We start from the raw sequence: 15,199 nt of genomic DNA on the forward strand, positions 1-15,199 counted from the left end.
CGAATACCAGGAGGACATAGTCATGAACGAGCAGAACACGTCCGGACAAGCGCGCAAGGGTCTCCTCGACTCGGTCAAGGGCAAGGTGAAGGAAGTGGCCGGGGCCGTGACCGGCAACGACTCGCTGGCCACCGAAGGACAGCTGCAACAGGCGCAGGCGCAGCAACGTAGAGAGGCGAACAGTGCGGAGGCCGTGGCCAGGGCGGAAACCTCGCAGGCCGCAGAGGAACTCGGCCAGGTGCGTCGTGAGAGTGCCGAGGAACGCGCTGCGATCGGGGCCGAGACGGCGGCCGCCGAAGAAGCTGCCCGGAACCGGCAGCAAGCAGAGCACCGGGCCGCGGAGCAGCAACAGCACCGCCAGGTCGCGCAGGAGCAGTCCCGCGCGGCGGCCGACGCCCGCGACGAAGCGGCCCGGGCGGAGACCGTCGAACGGGCGAAGACGGTCGCCGCCGCCGAAGAAGCCGTCGACGCCACCGACGAACACCGGCGGGCTGTCCGTGAAGCGAACGCCGCCCGCGACGAGGCAGAACGAGTTCGGCGCGCCGCCGAGGGCCTCAGCAACGACGCCGGCCTGTCCTGATCCACTCCCTACGAATAATCGGAGATTCCATGAACGTCCTTACCGTCCCCATCACGCTCTTGCGGTTGCAGTACACGATCCTGCGGATTCCTCTGCAACTCGTCGAAGACCAGTTGATGTCCCGGCTGGCAACCGAATCGCCGGCCCGGCTGATGTACGAGCGCACTCTGGGCGTGCTCGACGGCGCCGTCGGCAGTGCACTCGGGGACCGTGACACCGAGCGGCGCGGCGACGCACTGACCGAGCGCAGCGACGCACTGGCCCGGGCGGCAAAACTCGAAGAAGAGGCTGCACGCACCGAGGCCGAGGCCGACACTGCACTGGAAACCAAGCGTAAGCAGGTTCAGAAGGAGCAGGCGGCAGCGCGCGAGGCGAAGCAGCGGGACGTCGAACAGGCACGCCGACGCGAGGTCGAGCGCAAACAGGCGGCTGAACGGGACGCCGAGCACCGCAAGCAGGTCGCGAAGAAGAACGCCGATCAACTTGCCGCCCAACGCACCCAGGCGGCAGAGGCCGAGCACCGCGCCGAGCAGACCGAACTCCGGGAAGCCGAGAAGGTGGCGGCAGTGCCGGCCAAGGCCCGGCTGAAGGACGCCGCGAACAAGCAGGACGAGGCAGCGGACAAACGTGCTCGTGCCGACCGCGCCGAGAAGCTGGCCGAGGCGGAAAAGGACAAGCGCCGGAACGAGACGGCAGTCAAGGGGCAACGGTGATCTGACACTCAGGCTCGCTCGGCGCGAGTCCCGTCCCTTCTGAGTCGAGCGTTGTCGCTCTCGAGCCGGCTATTGGCCTCGACGAGGCGATCGTTGTCGCTCGCGAGCTCGGTGTTGAGGTGCTCGAGATCGAGGACGCGAGCGATGCCCGTCAGGTTGACCCCGTCCGCGATCAGCTCGGCGATGCGCCGCAAGCGAAGGAGGTCATCGTCGCTGTAGCGGCGTGTTCCGCCGCTGGTGCGGGCAGGGTTTATCAGGCCGTGCTGCTCGTAGAAACGCAGCGCCTGGGTGCCGAACCCGGAGAGCTCGGACGCCACGGTGATGCCGTAGACCCCCTGTTTGGCTCGCGACTTGTCGTCGTTCGACATCGCGTCCTCCTCGAGAATCGAGTCCGCCGAACCCTCTTGCGAGGAGCTAGAGCGTTTGCTATAACGAATCTACAGCATTTGCTGAAGGTTACCTATCACGATTCGGGTTTCTGGAGGTGGAAACAATGTTGATGCGCACTGATCCATTCCGCGATCTCGACCGCCTGACTCAGCAGATCCTCGGCACCACGGCGCGACCGGCGGCCATGCCGATGGACGCGTGGCGCGAAGGCGAACAGTTGGTGGTCGAGTTCGACCTGCCAGGGGTGGACGCCGATTCCGTCTCGCTCGATGTCGAGCGCAACGTTGTGACCGTTCATGCTGAACGCCCCGCGCGCGCCGACAACCAGGAAATGCTGGCCTCGGAGCGACCGAGGGGCGTATTCAGCCGGCAGCTGTTCCTCGGCGACAACCTCGACACCGACCGGATCACCGCCAACTACCAATCGGGGGTGCTCCGGCTGACGGTCCCGGTGGCCGAACGCGCCAAGGCCCGGAAGATCGAGATCACCCACAGCGACGACAGAAAGGCCGTCAGCGCCTGACCCGCGCCGATCCGACACACAGCGGGAGGGATGACCACGATGGTGTACGCACAGATCAGCCCTTCGACCGTGGAAGCGGAACTGCCACAGGTCGAGTACGTGTGGGATGACCTCGAATGCCAGCTGTTGGCAGCCGAGGTGGACCTGATCTTCGCCGACGCGCCCGCACCGGTCCTCACGGACGTGGCACCGACTTCGACAACGGACGTCCCCGGCGAGAAGACGAGGCCGCCGCTGCACGCGGTGGCACCCACCATGCGGCGCAGGGGTCCGAACCCGGCAGTAGATGCCACCCAACGCTCTCCGCCGCACGGGAACACTTGACGTTGTCCATCCGTAGTCCCCGGCCTGCCGTTCTCGCGCTGGACGGGCCGGGGGCTACTTCGCGCTCGCACGCTGGGCATTCCCGCCGTGAGCTCCTTGCGTTGAGACGTACCGCGTCGCACGATATCTTTATCGGGAACCATAGATTAATTGGTGCAAACCACGTAGAAAGGGGTTTGGCGTGTCCGCGCACGGCGGCTGGGGCGGAGATGTCGAGGCGATCGGAAAGACACTCGACGCATTGCGTCGACTTCTCGAAGAAGAAGTGTCCGGACACACTCAGCTGCAACGACTGTGCGAGTGGGCCGTCGATGCCGTCAGCGGCGCGGAGATGGCTGGGGCGGTTCTTTCCTATGGCGCTGGGGGCAGTGGGTCGGTGGCGTGCACGGATCCTCGCATCGCCTCGATCGAGGGTGCCCAGATACGGACAGGCATGGGCCCGGGTCCTGTCGCTGCGGACACGTGCGCGGTACTGAGAGGTGAATTCGGTGAGGGGGTGGTTCGGCGCTGGCCCGCGTTGGCGTCCGCGGTTGAAGCTGCCGGTTTCGAGTCGGGCAGTTTTCTATGTGCTCCGCTGTCCGTGGGAGACGTCCTGGGATCGCTGAATCTGTACAGCCGCGTCGGCCGAGCCTTCTCGGAATTCGATGCTGCCCTGCTCCGGGTGTACGCCAGCCTGATTGCGTCGACGATTCGGCTCGCACGAGATGGTCGGGAGGCGCGTGAGGAAGCGGCGGGTCTGGTCAAAGCCATGGAGTCGCGCAGCATCATCGAGCAGGCGAAGGGCATCGTCATGGCAACCGGGGGTGTGTCCGCGGACGAGGCCTTCGATTTCCTCGTCGTCAGCTCGCAGCAGAGAAACATCAAACTCGCTCGGCTGGCGAAGGAACTCGTCGATCTGACGTCCGGTGCCGACGGGGTGAAAGCAATTGCAAGGACACGGGATTACTCTCGCTCGCGGCAGGGTACTTCGATACTCACGTCTTCGTCGTGTCCGGACGCGACGACGGCCAGGCTCCCCGGTTAAGCCCATAGCCGGCGGAGCCGCCCACAAGGGATGTGGGGAGCGTGCGGACGGCGCGTCGGTGAGGGGCTCCTCAACCGCGGAGCCTTGTCCCTCAACTCCAGCATCCGCGCACCCATCTCCTGAAGTTGTTTACTCCCCAATTCTTCTCGTACCTTCGGGAACCACTCCTGCTCTTCTTCTTCGATATGATGCTCGACGCTTTCGATCGGGACGGTGGTCTTCGCGTCGAACCGCTCGTCGTCGGGTGACATCGCTGCCAGCTCGACGACCAGCACGTCCGCGACGTGGTGCTCTTCGTAGGATTCGAGGATGTCGTCCTCGAGGTCGGGGGCGAGATCGCGCACTTCCGGATACATGCCCTCGTTCTCGATATAGGTGTGCACCGTGAGGGCCTCGATGATCTCGTCGACGATGCGACCTTTTTCCACGCGGGCGTTCGGCCGTGACTGTTTCGCAATGGGGTGCTGGGGTACCACTCGGGAACAGGCATTCGAGTTCCTACCCTCCGGGAAAGGCACTCCATGACTCGACCGGTGCGTCATCGACGACGCACACACCATTCCGGCTCGACGCCCTGATCGTCGGTGCGGTGTTCCTCGGCGTCGCCATGGTCGCGCTCGGGTTCCGGCTCTCTCGTCACACCGCGGCGACCGCGTCCCGAGCCGGGACGCTGTAATTATCGGACCGTTCCCCAACTGGGGCGCCTTCCTGCAGCCATCTTTTCGACCGACCCGAGGAGTGGTAATGAGCGATTCCGGCGCGGGGGACCTCAGCCGCACCATGGCCGAGCTGGCCCGCAGTCTCTCCGGCCCACGCACCCTCGACGAACGCCTGCGCGCGGTCACCGCCGCAGTTGTCGAGCTGATGCCGCACGAAACGTGCGCGGGCATTCTGCTCATCTCCGGTGGCAATAAGTTCGAGACCGTCGCGCCGACATCCGAGCTGCTCCGAACGCTCGACCACGCTCAGCAACAACTCGGGCAGGGACCGTGTGTGGCGGCGGCGCTCAACAATCTCGTGGTGCGAAGCGAAGACCTTCGCTCGGAATCGCGGTGGCCGCAGTTCGCTGCCGCCGCCGTCGATGTGGGGATTCTCAGTTCGATGTCCTTTCAGCTGTATACGTCCGAAGGGAAGATGGGAGCACTCAACCTGTTTGCATTCTCGCCGAACGCGTTCGGTCCCAACGAGGAAGCAGCAGGCGAGGTTCTCGCCGCCCACGCCGCGCTAGCACTCACCGCTGTACGGACCGAAGAGCAGCTGCGATCAGCGGTTGCCTCACGCGACGTCATCGGGCAGGCGAAGGGAATGCTGATGGAGCGATTCGACATCGACGCGATCCGTGCGTTCGAGCTGCTCACCAGACTCTCTCAGGAAACCAACACCCGGTTGAGTGTTATCGCACAGCGGATTACCGAACGTAGATGAGAACCGGCCACGAACCACGAATCGGTGAAATCGCCCGTGCTCGAGTGGCGACCCGGCGGTGTCAAGCTCCCGCCCGTGCACGAAGCGCGGTCAACAGCCCACGGCGCGTGCCCGTGAGCGGATCGATCTGCGGGGGCGAGTCGGTGAACTTGCGTTCCGATGCAGTCTCGGGTGCGTCGTCGGCGGTTGCCCTGAGGAACTTGTTCGGCAGCGCCAGCTTGGCGATGGTCCGCCACGACTTGAAGTACTGCACCGGCAGCGAACCCGTCGTGTAGGGCAGGTCGTACTTCTGGGCCAGCGCCTGCACCCGCACGGAGATCTCACGCAGGCGGTTGCTCGGCAGGTCCGGGAACAGATGATGTTCGATCTGGTAGCAGAGGTTGCCACTCATGAACTCCATGACCGGGCCCGCCTCGAAGTTCGCGCTACCCAGCATCTGCCGCAAGTACCACTGACCCCGCGTCTCGTTTTCGAGGTCCTTCGTTGTGAACTTCTCGGCGCCGTCAGGAAAATGACCGCAGAAGATCACGGCGTTCGTCCACACGTTGCGGATCATGTTCGCCGTCAGGTTCGCGGTGAAGGTCGTCAGGAACGCCGGACCGGTGAGCGCCGGGTAGACGACGTAGTCCTTGCGCACCTGGCGGCCGACCTTCTCGAGCACCTCGCGGCACCTGCGCTCGAACTCCTCACGAGCGACACCGCCCGTAACCACCTTGCCGAGCTCGAGGTGCTGGAGGGCAACGCCGTATTCGAAGAACAACTGCAGCAACAGGTTGTAGACCGGGTTGCCGACGCTCAACGGCGTCCACTGCTGATCGCGAGTGACCCGCAGCATGCCGTAGCCCACGTCGTCATCCATCCCCAGCACATTCGTGTACTTGTGGTGAACGTAGTTGTGGGTCTGCTTCCAATGCTCCGAGAGCCCGGCGATGTCCCACTCCCAGAACGACGAGTGGATCTCCGGATCGTTCATCCAATCCCACTGACCGTGCAACACGTTGTGACCGAGTTCCATGTTCTCGATGATCTTGGCGGTGCCGAGCATCGCGGTACCCCCAAGCCACGCCGGTGGGAACAGGCTCGCGAACAACAGTGCACGCCCGCCGATTTCGAGTGACCGCTGCAGCCGGATCGCGTTTCTGATGTACCGGGCATCACTCTCCCCGCGCGAGGCTTCGATGTCTCGTCGGATCGTGTCGAACTCGATCCCGAGAGCCTCGACATCCGCCTCGGTCAGGTGGGTGTACATCTTGACATCCGAAATCGCCATGTCCTTACGCTACGGCAAGTTACGGAACCGTAGGTTACGCGCAGATGAGATGTGAGTTAGTTCGGAAGTCGTCGCCGGCGCGGTTTGGGTTCGGCAGCTGAGGGCAAGCTGTGCAGGAGGAGCGTTCGGACGACGATTCGGCTGACCGCTCGGGCCACACAACAGTCAGGAGACGTCATGCAGAAAGTGTTGATCTTCGCAGCGGGCGCGGCCGCGGGTTTCGTCCTGGGCACTCGGTCCGGCCGGCAAACCTACGAGAAGATGAGGCATCAGTCCCTCGAGCTCTGGCACAACCCCACCGTGCAGGAGAAGGTGAGCGAGGCGACGGAGACCGTGAAGGACAAGGCGCCGCAGGTGCAGCACAAGGTCGGCGAACTGGCGAAGAAGGCTACCCACCGTGGCACGGACACGAGCGCGACGGGCGCCCCGACCAACGGAGTGTCACTGGAGGACGCGGCGGGCCGCACTCCCACGGCCCCGCCGACCGTTACTTCACCGACGGAGGGCAAGCACACCCAAAGCCCGAACTGACCGGGTAGGCGGTGTTGCGGGCCGCTGAATTCTGCGCATTCCGACGTGAGTGCGCGGCATACTGTGGCAGTGGTTGCAGGGCGAGGATGGTCGAGCGCGCAGTGCCGTGGGTGTCGCTGTGGACACTGATGAGCTCCGTGGCTCGAATGCACCCCCACAGGGCGGAAGTTTCCGGTTCTACCTCGACGGCCAGCGCTGGGAATGGTCCGACCCCGTCGCCCGGATGCACGGCTACCACCCAGGCGAGATAGCCCCCACCACGGAACTGCTGCTCTCCCACAAGCATCCTGACGACCAACCTCAGGTCGCGGCCCTCTTCGACAAGATGATCCACGGCGGCGAGCCGTTCAGTAGCAAGCACCGCATCATCGACACCGAACGGCGCATCCACCACGTCATCGTGGTCGGCGATCGCATGCTCGACAAGAACAACCAAGTCGTCGGCACATCGGGGTACTACATCGACGTCACCGAAGCCTTGGAAACCGACCTCCGTGAGTTCAACGCGGCGCTCACCGAGGCCGTCGCCGAACTCGAACAATCGCGGGCGGTGATCGAGCAGGCCAAGGGTGCACTCATGCTCGTCTACGGCATCTCCTCAGAACGCGCCTTCGGCATCCTCACCTGGCGTTCACAGGAGACCAACACAAAACTTCATGCCCTCGCCGAGCGTTTCGTCGAGGCTCTCGCCGCCGAGGCGACCCTCCCCGAGTCGTTTCGCGCCCGGTTCGACCACTTGCTCCTGACCGCACACGAGCACCCCGACACCCAGCCGGGAGTACAGAACTGATCGTGGCCGGCACCCCCGCACGGCACCTGGGCCGAGCCAGGCGTCCCCCTATGCGGTGGTGACGTCGGGTGGGTCGGGAAGGTCGACGCCGAGAACGAAGTCGAGCCAGATGAGCGCGTCGGCCAGGGTTTCCGCGCGCATGGTGAGGTCGAATTGTCGCTCGGCCGCGGTGAGAGACCGCTCCACTTCCGCGTGATCCTCGGCGAGGACGGCCGACACTGTCCGCAGCACCCACCGCGCCGATGCCGGTAGGGCGTCGACGTCGACGTACCCGCCGTCCGCGAAGCGGAGGTCGAGGATGAACCTCTCCCCTGGGCCCGCGGCGCCCAGACGCGCGATGACCACGCCCACGATGGCATCGACGACCCAGGCGAGCACGTCGCCGTATTTCGGCCGCTCTCCGTCTGGGTGCGGTTCGGCGCACACTCGGGATATCTCGAACGAGAACCGGGCTGCGTCGCGGTCACCGACCAGTTGCATCAGCCGACCGCCGAGAGCTGCGGCCGTCGGGCTGGTGGGGTGGCCTGCGTTCGATCCCATACTGGAGAGTGCCCGGCCCCGGGAGCAGCCACACAGGCTGCCGTCACGCTCGTGCGCACATCACTGGCTGTTCCGGCAGCGTCGCAGTTGGCCGGACAGGTACCGCTTGGCGCGGCGATGTCCACCCACGTGGTCGAGTTCGGCGTCCAACGCGTTCAGGAGGGTCGCGAGCAGGCTCGCCTGCGGGGCCCAACCGTGTCGGCTCCGGCACTGCGCGAGCCAGTCGACCGGACCGGTATGGCCGCGGTCCGCGTTGCAGCGCCGACACGCGGCGGCCTCGTTGGCTGTGATGCTGGGGCCACCCTTGAGTCGTGGCACGAGGTGCTCGGTGGTCGGTGGAATCAACGGTCCGAAACGACGACCGCACCACAGGCATCGTCCGCCCTGCCGGTCGACGGCGAGGGCGAGTCTGGCGGTGCGGTCCACCCGTCGATCGTGACCGATCCGTTCGCCGATGGCCAGTACTCCGCCGGCACACAGGCCGAGACCAGTTTCGCTACCTCTGCTCCTCCGGCCTTGGGTGTCGTGAACGGAAGCACGAGGCTGGACCGGTGCGCGGCGTCCCGGTAGATCTTGTGGGTGACCGGGCGGCCGACCGGCAGATGGAAGGCTTCGGGTGGCAGTAGTGCGTTATGCGCGTCGGCCGGCGGTTCGTTGTTCGAGAGCTCCACCGTCAGAGAGTGTCCCGGTCGGAAGGTCGCGGCAAACGGGTAGAGGCGCAGCAAGCAATCTCTGCGGCTCCATTTCTCCGGAGATAATGGCCTGCGCCGTCGCGGTGATCTCCTTGGTGAAGAGCTCGGCGAATTTCTCCGCGGGCCACGGCGTCGGCGGATTGGTCTGCGGCGTCAGGGAAATAGCCGCCGAGCATCTCTTCCGGGCCCATGCCCGTCGACGCGACGATGTACCGGTCGAGCGGGAGAGTGCCTCGTACAGGTTCACGTCGCGACCGTGGAACTTGCCGGTGCTGTCGACGATCGTCCGTCCGCCGTGGTCTCGGAAATCCGTCAGCTTCGCCGCCAGGATCTCGAAGATCGTTCCAGCCGCCCACGAGCCGGACGCCGCGGCCAAGACCGAGCAGTGGTTCGAGGACGCGGTCGGTCAGATGACCGAGGGGCTGGACCGGGCGAAGCGCGTCGCGCCGCTTCTTCTCGGTCGGCTGGCGGATTTCCCGCGAGGTCTGCCTCGACGAACTCACCGACTCCTGGTGCAATCTGCTCGCGCCGGACAACTGAGGCTCGAAAGTCGTCGCTTCGACGAGGATCTCCCGCAACCGGCCGATGAAAGCGCGCTGGAAGAACTCGGCGCCCGGGGCGGAGTCGGACTCGCTTCCGAGTCGACCCGCTCGACGCGGAATTCGCGGTGGCACTACGCCTGCGAGGCTGCGTCGTCTGGACGGCCAGGCGAGACGCGTTCCGCAAGGGAGAGGACCGGCGGCAGGGCCGGGTTGTCCGAGGTGGGCCGCCACGCCATGCGCAGATGGATCGGCAGGGTCTCGTCGAGCACCCGCAGGAAGTGCACGTGCGGATCGGCCACGTTCTCCGCCACGGACGACACTGTCAGGGAGCATCCGACTTCGGCGCCCACCAGCGCCATCGCGGTCCACGAATCGGGCGCCCTCTGCACGATGCCGGGATCGGACCCCACCCCAGGCTCAGCCTGTGCAGTCGGTCTCCCAGGACGGATCCCTCGTGCAGAGGCAGGGCTACGAATGGCTCTCCGGCAAGCTCCGCCATGTGCACTTCCGTTTTCGAGGCGAGCGGGTGGGATGCCGGGACGGCCATGACGAGGTGTTCGTCGACGATGATGCGGGACCGGACACCGGCGGGCACGAAATCCCACCGACCGAGGCTGACCTCGACCTCGTCCCGGAGGACGCGGGCGAGCGCGGGGAGCGCGAAATCCTGGCTGTAGAGCCGAAATTCAATCGCTGGGTGAGCCTTTCTGGCCTCCCGGGCCAGTACTCCCACGAGTACGTGGGTCGATGCACCGGCATAGGCGAACGTGACAGTCCCTGCCTCCCCTCGATCGGCGGCCAGCACGGTGGCGCCGGCCAGCTACGACCTCGTGCCCCCCGCATCGACGCCGACCGGGGTGACATCCTCGAGTGGCTGCACGCGGCCGCTCCTCGGACCTAGGTGTCGAGCAGCGCACGCGCCCGAAGGATGGCCTGTTCGACGTCGTCGTCGAGACCCCCGGCGGGCAGTGAACCGATTTCGCCGCGGAGTAGTCCGACGTCCTTGAGCAGCAGGTCGTACTGGACGTCGACGAGGTTGTCACTCATCCAGCTCTGGCCGGTCGACACGCCGATGACGTCGAACAGGCCCTTGGCGGGCATTCCGAGCTGCTCCGCGAGGGTGAGCATCCGTGCGGTCGCGGCCAGGTTGTAGGTGGCCAGCGCGTTGTTGAGGAGCTTGACCAGCGCCGGTTGCCCATAGGATTCCATGCGGAACACGCGGCCGGAGATGTCGGCCAGCAGCCGGTCCTCCGCCGGGGTGGCGTCGGGTCCGGCGAGGAAGACGGTCATCGAGCCGTGGCGTGCGCCCTGGGGTCCGCCCGACACGGGGGCCTCGAAGACGCGCCAGTTGTCCGGCGCCCCGGACAGGATGTTCCGGGAGTCTTCCGGTGCCAGGGTGGTGTGGACGAAGACGGTCAACGCCCGCGCCGTGTGGTCCCGGAGCGCCGCGAACACGGACGACACCTGGTCTGCCAACCGCACCGCGACGTGGACGCTGTCCACGGATGGCCACTCGAGAGCCGCCAGGTCGCTGCCTGCCGGCGACCGGGTCTCCTGCGACCACTCGCGGACGCGCTCCGCCGCGAAGTCGTAGCCGTACACCTCCTGCCCCAGCTTGGCGAGATGTGCGCCGATGTTTCCGCCGATGGGTCCGAGTCCAATTACCAAGTGCATGAGCGTTCCTCGAGTATGAGAGAAGGATGTGCCGGGGTGGTGCGAAATCGGCTCAGTCCGTGGGGGACCCCGGTGCGAGACCCCGCTCCGCCATGACCTGCTTGACGAGGGTCAGGCCGTTGAGTACGCGCGGGAACCCGATGTACGGAATGCAGTGAATCAGGGCGCCGACGATCTTCTCCTTGGTCAGGCCCACGTTGAAGCCGGTGTTGATGTGCAACTTCAGCTGGGGTTCGGTGCCCAGGGCGACCAGCGTGGAGATCGTCACGAGCGTCTGCTCCTGCTGGGACAGGCCGTTTCGGGAGTAGATGTCTCCGAATGCGAAGGAGACGATGTAGTCGGACAAGTCCGCGTCCAGGCTCTGGTAGGACTCCACGAGCTTGACGTGGTCGAAGGTGCTGGCGTGCTCGGGGGAGACGAGTTCCATCATGCGGTCGAGGCCGCGCTGATAGCGATCTGTGGCCATGTGGGTATTCCTCATCAGCTTGTCGGAGAAGGATCTGCGCGGGAACCACCGGGCGGTGGTGTAACTATCTCTGTCCCTACGGGTTTCGCACCAGCTTCTTGTTGGCGAACTCGTTGAAACCGTATCGGGCGAGCTCGCGGCCGATGCCGGAACCCTTGACGCCGCCGAACGGTAGGTCCGGCGAGCTCTTGCTGGTGCTGTTGATCCACACCATGCCGGTCTCGAGCTCCTCGGCCACGCGGTCGGCCTTCTCCGGGTCCGAGGTGAACACGCTCGACGCAAGGCCGAACGGGGAGTCGTTGGCCAGGTCGAGCGCCTCGTCCAGGGAGCTGACGCGGTGGACGACCGCCACCGGGCCGAACAGTTCCTCGCTGAACGCGCGCATCTCGCGCGTGACGCCTGCCAGGACGGTGGGCGGGTAGTAGGCCCCCGGTCCGGCCGGCCGGCTACCGCCCAGCAGTACGTCGGCACCGCGGGAGATCGCGTCCTGGACAAGCTCGTCCAGTTCCTCGATCCCCGCGTTCGATGCCAGTGGTCCGAGTTTCGTCTCGGGGCTGGTCGGGTCGCCGGGCTGCCAGCCGGCCATCCCGTCGACGAATTTACCGACGAATTCCTCGTACACGCGTTCATCGACGAGGAACCGCTTCGACGCGGTGCAGGCCTGCCCGCCGTTGCCGAGCCGGCCGACGACGGCGGCGGCCGCCGCCGCGTCGACATCGGCGTCGTCGAGCACGATGAACGGGTCCGAGCCGCCGAGTTCGAGTACGCATTTCTTCATGTGCCTGCCGGCGACCTCGCCGACGGCGGACCCGGCCTTCTCGGATCCGGTCAGCGACACACCCTGGACACGGGAATCCGCAACGGTATTCGCGACCTGAGCGGAGGAGATGAAGGCGTTGAGGTACACGTCCGCGGGCAACCCGGCCTCGGTAAGGACCCGTTCGATGGCGAGAGCGGACTGCGGGCAGTTCCGCGCATGCTTGAGGATGATCGTGTTGCCCAAAGCGATGTTCGGGGCGGCGAAACGGGCGACCTGGTAGTAGGGGTAGTTCCACGGCATGACCCCGACGAGCGGGCCGATCGGCTCGGTGCGGACGACGGCCCTGCCGGACCCCGTGATGTCGAGGGGTTCGTCCGCCGTGTACTCCTCGACATGGTCGGCGTAGTACTGGTAGATCGACGCGACCAGCGCCACCTCGCCCTTGGCCTGCGCGATGGGCTTGCCCATTTCCGAGGTCAGGAGCTTGGCCAGCTCTTCGGCCTGCTCGCGGTGGATCTCGGCGGCCCGGGTGAGGACGGCGCGGCGCTGCTCCAGCGGCGTTGTGCGCCAAGAGCGGTAGGCCGCCGCGCTGCGTCCGATGAGATCGTCCAGCGCGGCATCCGAGATCTCCGGGTACCGCGCGGTCTCTTCCCCGGTGACCGGGTCGATGGTGGTGTACACACCCATGGGTGGTTCTCCTGTGTGGTGGTGAAGGGTGTCAGGCCGCGATGGTGTCGGCCGACTCGAACCCGCGGTATCCGTTGGCGGCGACGTCGGCGAGGACGGCACGGTAGTTGCCCAGGCCACCCAGGTAGAAGAGGACGCTGGGCTTCTTGCCCGGGATGTTCGCGCCGAAGATCCACGAGTCGACCTTGGTGAACACCGTCATGTTGGCAATCTCGGTGCAGGTCTCGGTCCATTCGGCCTCGGCCTCCGGGGTGGGCTCGATCGCACGCAGCCCGTTGCGCTCCGCGTAGTCGATCGTGTCGCTGATCCACTCGACCTGGGTCTCGATGCTCGGTGGCAGGTTCGTGAACGGGCCGTTGGGACCCAGCACCATGAACCAGTTGGGGAAGTTCGCCGTGGAGATGCCCAGGTAGCTGGTCGGCTGCCCGTCCCAGTGGTCGTTGATGTTCAGGCCGCCTCGGCCGCGGATCTCCATGCGCCGGTAGTTGCCGTCGACGGCGTCGAACCCGGTGGCGAAGACGAGCACGTCCAGTTCGTGAAGGACGCCGTCCTCGGTGATCACTCCGTTGGCGGTGACCTCGCGGATGGGGTTCTCCTTGATGGCGACGGCCTCCACGTTCGGCCGGTTGAAGACCCGGTGGTAGCCGTCGTCGCACAGCGGGCGCCGGGCGAACAGGCCCGTCGGCGTCAGCTTGCTGGCCGTCTCCGGGTCGTCGATGACCTCGGCGATCTTGGAACGGATGAAGGACGCCGCAGCCTCGTTGGCGTCCTCGTTCGTGGCGATGTCACTGAAGGTGGCGAACATGAAGCGGAAACCGCCGCCGTGCTGCCAGGCTTCCTCGAAGACACGGCGGCGCTCCTCCTCCGAGACACTCATCGCCGGCACGGTGCTCTCCTCGAAGCCGAAAGCCACGGAGGAACCCTTGACCTGCGTCCAGATCCGGTCGTAATCGGCCTTGACCGCGTCGATCTGCTCCGTGGTCACGGGCCGCTTGCCGACCGGGACGGAGTACTGCGGGGTCCGGACGAACACGGTCAGGTGCTCGACCTCCGGTGCCAGGGCCGTGATGACCTGCTGGCCGGTGGAACCGGTGCCGATCACACCGACCCGGCGGCCCGCGAGGTCCTTGCCCTCCGGCCAGGTGGCGGTGTGGATGGTTTCGCCCTCGAAGGTGTCTAGACCGGGCAGGTTCGGGAAGTTGATGGCGGAGAGCAGGCCGACGGCGTTGATCACGTAGCCGGCCCGGTACACATCACCGGTATCGGTGGTGACCTCCCACACTCCCTGGTCGTCGAGGTAGATCGCGGACTTGACCTCGGTGCCGAACCGGAAGTGGCGGCGCAGGTCGAAACGGTCGACGACGCCCTCGAGGTACTCGAGGATCTCGGGCTGGGTGATGTACGTGTGCTTCCACGTGCCGTCCTGCAGCAAATCCTCGTCGAACGAGAAGCGGTAGACGTGGCTCTCGGTGTCGGAGAGGGCGCCCGGGTAGCGGTTCCAGTACCACGTGCCGCCGGGGCCGTCCGCCTTGTCGAAACCCACTGTGGTGAGGCCGAGTTCGTTGTACAGCTTGTGGACGGCGTAGATGCCGCCGAATCCGGCGCCGACGACGACGGCGTCGACGGTGTGGAAAGTGGTCTGTGCAGACATGGCGAACTCCTGGGTCGTTCTGATGCGGGGAAAGGAGCGGTGAAAGATGTAGGGGCCTGGGGTGTTACGCGCGATACCAGGCGGCGAGCTTTTCCAGCTCCTCGGCGACGAGGTCGGAGCGTCCGGCCAGGAACGGGTAGACGTGCTGCTGGCCCTCCCCGATGGACAGGGTGGCATCCACGCCTGCCGCCTTGGCGCGCTCCTTGACGCGGGTGGCGTTGTCGAGGAGCGATTCGACGCTGCCTGCCGTGACGTACAGGCGCGGGAAACCGGTGAAGTCGGCGTGCAGCGGGTTCGCCAGCGGGGTCTTCGGGTCGACGGTGTCCCCGAGGACGCCGGCGATCATGCCTTCGAGCAGTTCTGGGGTGATCAGGGCATCGGTGTCGTTGTTGGTGGCAAGCGTCTCGCCCTGGTTCTCCATGTCGAGCCACGGGGAGAAGGCGATGACCCCGCCCGGGCCCTGCTTGCCCTGTTCCCGGAGGGCCAGGGTGATGGCGATGGCGAGGTTGCCGCCCGCCGAATCGCCGATGGTTGTGATGTCCTGCGGGGCGATGCCGGATACGACGAGCGCATCGAAAGCGGCCACCCCGTCCTCTACCTGGGCCGGGTGCTGGAAC

At 65.9% G+C, this 15,199-nt stretch carries 20 protein-coding genes and 1 pseudogene; 8 read left to right on the top strand and 13 right to left on the bottom strand.

Annotation, left to right across the window (positions count from 1 at the left end):
• Positions 1–22: 22 nt before the first annotated feature.
• Together G9373_RS29345 and G9373_RS29350 are read left to right on the top strand one after the other, a co-directional pair.
• Entirely contained in the window at positions 23–580 is a 558-nt protein-coding gene (locus G9373_RS29345) for a CsbD family protein (protein ID WP_005567908.1), read from the top strand.
• 29 nt (positions 581–609) lie between these two features.
• On the top strand, positions 610–1,293 hold the full coding sequence (locus tag G9373_RS29350) for an IF2 family translation initiation factor (RefSeq protein WP_167118134.1): 684 nt from the start codon (positions 610–612) through the stop codon (positions 1,291–1,293).
• 8 nt (positions 1,294–1,301) lie between these two features.
• Here G9373_RS29350 and G9373_RS29355 read toward each other — a convergent pair whose 3' ends face one another.
• A complete protein-coding gene (locus tag G9373_RS29355) occupies positions 1,302–1,661 on the bottom strand; it encodes a MerR family transcriptional regulator (RefSeq protein ID WP_120660139.1) in 360 nt (119 codons plus the stop codon).
• A gap of 125 nt (positions 1,662–1,786) precedes the next feature.
• Between G9373_RS29355 and G9373_RS29360 the strand changes: the two genes are divergently transcribed.
• From G9373_RS29360 to G9373_RS29370, 3 genes are all read left to right on the top strand, one after another.
• A complete protein-coding gene (locus G9373_RS29360; RefSeq protein ID WP_005257842.1) occupies positions 1,787–2,206 on the top strand; it encodes an Hsp20 family protein in 420 nt (139 codons plus the stop codon).
• A 30-nt stretch (positions 2,207–2,236) separates the two neighbouring features.
• Positions 2,237–2,530, top strand: coding sequence for a hypothetical protein (locus G9373_RS29365; RefSeq protein WP_005567911.1), 294 nt, complete (start codon positions 2,237–2,239; stop codon positions 2,528–2,530).
• A 181-nt stretch (positions 2,531–2,711) separates the two neighbouring features.
• The gene (locus tag G9373_RS29370; protein ID WP_167118137.1) at positions 2,712–3,554 is read left to right on the top strand and encodes a GAF and ANTAR domain-containing protein; all 843 of its coding nucleotides are present in this window, start codon (positions 2,712–2,714) and stop codon (positions 3,552–3,554) included.
• Here G9373_RS29370 and G9373_RS29375 read toward each other — a convergent pair.
• Complete coding sequence (locus tag G9373_RS29375) at positions 3,551–4,030, bottom strand: hemerythrin domain-containing protein (RefSeq protein WP_133985739.1); 480 nt, start codon at positions 4,028–4,030, stop codon at positions 3,551–3,553. The genes G9373_RS29370 and G9373_RS29375 overlap by 4 nt on opposite strands.
• 268 nt (positions 4,031–4,298) lie before the next feature.
• Between G9373_RS29375 and G9373_RS29380 the strand changes: the two genes are divergently transcribed.
• On the top strand, positions 4,299–4,979 hold the full coding sequence (locus G9373_RS29380) for a GAF and ANTAR domain-containing protein (protein ID WP_133985738.1): 681 nt from the start codon (positions 4,299–4,301) through the stop codon (positions 4,977–4,979).
• 61 nt (positions 4,980–5,040) lie between these two features.
• Here G9373_RS29380 and G9373_RS29385 read toward each other — a convergent pair whose 3' ends face one another.
• On the bottom strand, positions 5,041–6,249 hold the full coding sequence (locus tag G9373_RS29385) for a fatty acid desaturase (protein WP_133985737.1): 1,209 nt from the start codon (positions 6,247–6,249) through the stop codon (positions 5,041–5,043).
• Positions 6,250–6,426: 177 nt separating this feature from the next.
• On the opposite strand from G9373_RS29385, the gene G9373_RS29390 reads away from it, so the two are divergent.
• Positions 6,427–6,780 carry a YtxH domain-containing protein gene (locus tag G9373_RS29390; protein WP_005567915.1) on the top strand — a complete coding sequence of 118 codons (354 nt, stop codon included), beginning with the start codon at positions 6,427–6,429 and terminating at the stop codon, positions 6,778–6,780.
• A gap of 106 nt (positions 6,781–6,886) precedes the next feature.
• The gene (locus G9373_RS29395; protein WP_005567916.1) at positions 6,887–7,570 is read left to right on the top strand and encodes a PAS and ANTAR domain-containing protein; all 684 of its coding nucleotides are present in this window, start codon (positions 6,887–6,889) and stop codon (positions 7,568–7,570) included.
• Between the two features lie 48 nt (positions 7,571–7,618).
• On the opposite strand, the gene G9373_RS29400 is transcribed toward G9373_RS29395, so the two are convergent.
• The 10 genes and pseudogenes from G9373_RS29400 to G9373_RS29440 form a co-directional block, all read right to left on the bottom strand.
• On the bottom strand, positions 7,619–8,110 hold the full coding sequence (locus tag G9373_RS29400; RefSeq protein WP_133985736.1) for a hypothetical protein: 492 nt from the start codon (positions 8,108–8,110) through the stop codon (positions 7,619–7,621).
• Positions 8,111–8,170: 60 nt separating this feature from the next.
• Entirely contained in the window at positions 8,171–8,536 is a 366-nt protein-coding gene (locus G9373_RS29405) for an HNH endonuclease (RefSeq protein WP_133985735.1), read from the bottom strand.
• Positions 8,537–8,884: 348 nt separating this feature from the next.
• Positions 8,885–9,142: pseudogene (locus G9373_RS46805) on the bottom strand (phosphotriesterase); the annotation flags it as partial.
• Positions 9,143–9,475: 333 nt separating this feature from the next.
• On the bottom strand, positions 9,476–9,754 hold the full coding sequence (locus tag G9373_RS46810) for a hypothetical protein (protein WP_240960806.1): 279 nt from the start codon (positions 9,752–9,754) through the stop codon (positions 9,476–9,478).
• Entirely contained in the window at positions 9,667–10,149 is a 483-nt protein-coding gene (locus tag G9373_RS46815) for a LysR substrate-binding domain-containing protein (protein ID WP_317611533.1), read from the bottom strand. Before G9373_RS46815 ends, G9373_RS46810 begins: the two co-directional genes overlap by 88 nt.
• Positions 10,150–10,241: 92 nt before the next feature.
• The gene (locus G9373_RS29420; RefSeq protein ID WP_133985733.1) at positions 10,242–11,018 is read right to left on the bottom strand and encodes an NAD(P)-binding domain-containing protein; all 777 of its coding nucleotides are present in this window, start codon (positions 11,016–11,018) and stop codon (positions 10,242–10,244) included.
• A gap of 52 nt (positions 11,019–11,070) precedes the next feature.
• Positions 11,071–11,484: a carboxymuconolactone decarboxylase family protein gene (locus G9373_RS29425; RefSeq protein ID WP_133985732.1), complete on the bottom strand. Its 414-nt coding sequence runs from the start codon at positions 11,482–11,484 to the stop codon at positions 11,071–11,073.
• 76 nt (positions 11,485–11,560) lie between these two features.
• Positions 11,561–12,931 (bottom strand): NAD-dependent succinate-semialdehyde dehydrogenase, encoded by a 1,371-nt coding sequence (locus G9373_RS29430; protein WP_133985731.1) that lies wholly within the window; start codon positions 12,929–12,931, stop codon positions 11,561–11,563.
• Between the two features lie 31 nt (positions 12,932–12,962).
• Entirely contained in the window at positions 12,963–14,582 is a 1,620-nt protein-coding gene (locus tag G9373_RS29435) for an NAD(P)/FAD-dependent oxidoreductase (RefSeq protein WP_133985730.1), read from the bottom strand.
• Between the two features lie 64 nt (positions 14,583–14,646).
• Positions 14,647–15,199 (bottom strand): alpha/beta hydrolase fold domain-containing protein (locus G9373_RS29440; RefSeq protein WP_167118139.1); only part of this gene is annotated, 553 nt, incomplete at its 5' end.

Source organism: Rhodococcus sp. A14 (assembly GCF_011603105.1).
Taxonomy (GTDB): domain Bacteria; phylum Actinomycetota; class Actinomycetes; order Mycobacteriales; family Mycobacteriaceae; genus Rhodococcus_F; species Rhodococcus_F opacus.